Annotated in this window: 2 protein-coding genes and 1 pseudogene; 1 reads left to right on the top strand and 2 read right to left on the bottom strand. The window is 64.4% G+C overall.

Annotated elements, in window-relative coordinates; translation table 11 throughout:
* Positions 1-175 precede the first annotated feature (175 nt).
* Positions 176-949, top strand: a pseudogene (locus tag JYJ84_RS32170) (2OG-Fe(II) oxygenase).
* A gap of 218 nt (positions 950-1,167) precedes the next feature.
* Here JYJ84_RS32170 and JYJ84_RS32175 read toward each other — a convergent pair.
* Both JYJ84_RS32175 and JYJ84_RS32180 read right to left on the bottom strand, forming a co-directional pair.
* Entirely contained in the window at positions 1,168-2,592 is a 1,425-nt protein-coding gene (locus JYJ84_RS32175) for a DHA2 family efflux MFS transporter permease subunit (protein ID WP_122948054.1), read from the bottom strand.
* 40 nt (positions 2,593-2,632) lie between these two features.
* The coding region (locus tag JYJ84_RS32180) for a hypothetical protein (RefSeq protein ID WP_205189963.1) at positions 2,633-3,274 on the bottom strand (642 nt) is incomplete at its 5' end.

A 3,274-nucleotide genomic window follows, 5' to 3' on the forward strand; every position in this document is an offset into this window, starting at 1 on the left:
GGTGTCGCACCACCTGGCTTCTTCGCGCCACGCGCGCTTCCCCGTCCATCCGAATTGAAGCGCAAGATCTGGAGCGCATCGGCATTCGTGCGACATTAGACTGGGGCCATCGACTCTCATCGTGGATCCCATCATGCGCGCAACGCCACCGGACACCGCTTCGCTGCCTCTTTTCATGCCGCCTGCCGCACAGCGAAGCCAGTCGGTGTCTCATGCCGCTCCGCAGCCCGCGGTCGAATCCGCCGACATCGCACAACGGATGGACGCGCTCGACTGGGCAGCCGTCGCTGCCGAACTGGACCACCATGGATGTGCACGCGTGCCGGGCCTGCTGTCAGCGCACGAATGCGATGCGCTTGCGTCGCGGTATCCGGATGACGGGCTTTACCGATCGCGCGTCGTCATGGCGCGACATGGCTTCGGGCGCGGCGAATACAAGTATTTCGCCTATCCGCTGCCTCCGCTCATTGCCGAGTTGCGTGCAACGATCTATCCGCACCTCACGCCGATCGCAAATCGCTGGAACTAGGCGCTCGGCATCGACACCCGGTATCCCGACGACCATGCGAGCTTCCTCGATCGTTGCCACGCGGCGGGACAGACACGGCCGACCCCGCTGATCCTGCAATACGGCCCGGACGACTACAACTGCCTCCATCAGGATCTCTATGGCGAGCACGTGTTCCCGCTCCAGGTCGCCATCCTGCTGTCGGCGCCGGGGCGCGATTTCACGGGCGGGGAGTTCGTTCTGACGGAACAGCGGCCGCGCATGCAATCGCGCGCGGAAGTGGTGCCGCTGACACAGGGCGACGCGGTGATTTTCGCGGTCCACGGCAGACCGGTGCAGGGCACGCGCGGCGTCTATCGCGTCAACCTGCGCCACGGCGTGAGCCGCATCCGGGCCGGTCATCGTCATACGGTCGGCATCATCTTTCACGACGCGCAGTGACTTCTATCACCTCGCATGGGGAGATGCGATGCGGTTCGGCAGTTCGGCAAGTCGGCGGCTCGGCGGCAGATTAGTGCAGGAAATGCGCAGAAGTTCCCGCATCACACCGGCATCGTCGCGAAAGTCGCATATCGGCCGAATCGCACCTCGCCCGTAGGTGAGCGAGCGAAAACTAAAACCCGCACCGACCGCCGCGCAAATGTGAGCGACGAGCCGACTTACCCGCGCGCCATGCCCGCTCGCAGCCGATCGCCCGCGTTGGCCGCCAGCCGTGCATAACCCGGCAACGTCAGCAACGCGAGTACGCCCGCCGCGATGAATGCCCAGCGGAAATCGTCGAGCACGTAGTGAACGCCCGTTGCGTCGCCGCGCGCCAACGCCGCCACCCGCAGCGACAACGCGCCGAACGCGATACCCATCCCGATCGTCATCTGTTGTGCCGCGCTCCACAGCGTGCTGGCGGCACTCGTCTGCTGGGCCGGGATATCCGCATAGGCCAATGTCGCAAGCGTCGTGAACTGCATCGACCGCGTCAGTCCGTAGACGAACACCACAAGCAGCGTGATCGCCAGCGGCGTCGACGCGGTCAGCCAGCCACACGCGATCGTGAAGAAGCCGACGATCGTCACGTCGACGAGCGCGACGCGCCGGAAGCCGAAGCGGTCGAGTATCCACGACGTGCCTGCCTTCATGCCGAGGTTGCCGAGCGCACTGGCGAGCAGCAACAGGCCCGACTGGAACGGCGACAGTCCGAAGCCGATCTGGAACAGCAGCGGCAGCAGGTACGGCACAGCATTGATCGCCATGCGCGTGACCGAGCCGGTGATCACCGTGACCGAGAACGTCGGCACCTTCAGCGTCGTGAAGTCGAGCAGCGGGTGTTCGCACCGTCGCGCATGCAACCAGGCGGCGATGCCGAACAGCATGCTGGCGCCCACGAGCAGGCCCGCACGGGCAAACTGCGCATCCTGCTGGCCGGCCGTTTCGGTGCCGATCAACAGACACGTCAACGCACCGCCCGCGAGCACAAAGCCGACCCAGTCGAGCGGCCGTTGCTCGTCGGCGCGCGTGTTGCGGACGAGCAGCCACGTGCAGACCAGTGCGGCGATGCCGAACGGCACGTTCAGCAGGAAGATCCAACGCCACGATGCATAGGTCGTGATGAAACCGCCGATCGGCGGCCCGACGACCGGCGCAACGATGCCGGGCCACGTGATCGTCGCGATCGCTCGCATCAGCTTCGCCTTCTCCGTACTGCGCACGACGATCATTCGCCCGACCGGCACCATCATCGCCCCGCCGACGCCCTGCAGCAGCCGCGCGGCCGTGAACGCCACCACGCCATTGGACAGCCCGCACAGTACGGACGCACCGGTAAAGATGACGATCGCGCTGCCGAACACCGTGCGCGAGCCGTATCGGTCTGCGATCCAGCCGCTGATCGGGATAAACACCGCGAGCGCGAGCATGTAGGCCGTCATACCGAGGCTCAGCGCGTTCGGCCCGACGCCGAACGAGTTCGCCATCTGTGGCAGCGCAGTCGCGATTACGGTCGTGTCGAGGTACTCCATGAAGAAGGTCGCGGCGACGAGATACGGCAAGAAGTCGGTCGTCCGATCACCTTGGGCAGAGCGGGCTGTCATGAACGATGCAGTCGGTGGAGAGGCGGGAGACGCCGGCCACTCACATGCGCGCGGCCGGGGCGAGTGGCGATATTACCGCGAAGCGCCGGTGCTTCGCTTTGGGCGCAAGTGGAGTGGAAATTACTTTATGCGCATAGACTCGAACCGGCGCGGCGATGGCCGGCGCGTGCGATTCGACGAAGAAAATGAATATTGAGCCAGATATCGGCGACGATAGACTCCGTTTGCGCCATTCGCCCAGAAGTCCGTCTTGGCGGAGCCTGTACTGTTCGCCTCGACATGCATCGGCCCAATCGGCACGCCCATGCTCGTCGGTTGTCCCCTGGTAGACCACGACGCCGTCGGAAGCGCGAATCAGCGAGAACTTCATGTTGGCGAACGGGCCGGCATCGCCATCCGCGTCCTGGAATTTGGCATGGAACGGTGCTCGAACACAGCCCGATTCCTGTTGTTGCTGGGCGGCGCATCCCAGCAACGAGAAGCAAAACAGAAGCGGCACGAGTTTCTTCATCAGCTGTCGCAACAGGCAGGAAATGGCGGGATATCGACGGGAGCGCGCTCGGCAGATCGCGGCGAAATGCACGCGGATTGCCGATGTTGAACGGGGAATGCGATCGAGATACGCACCACTGCATTTCCGACGCGCAAATGCAAAAACCCCCGCCTTTCGGGCGGGGGTTTC

The sequence above is a fragment of the Burkholderia sp. LMG 13014 genome (assembly GCF_905232215.1).
In the GTDB taxonomy this organism is placed as follows: domain Bacteria; phylum Pseudomonadota; class Gammaproteobacteria; order Burkholderiales; family Burkholderiaceae; genus Burkholderia.

Excerpts from the sequence above, each read along its gene's own strand:
- JYJ84_RS32175 (WP_122948054.1), bottom strand. The coding sequence starts at position 2,592 with ATGACAGCCCGCTCTGCCCAAGGTGATCGGACGACCGACTTCTTGCCG.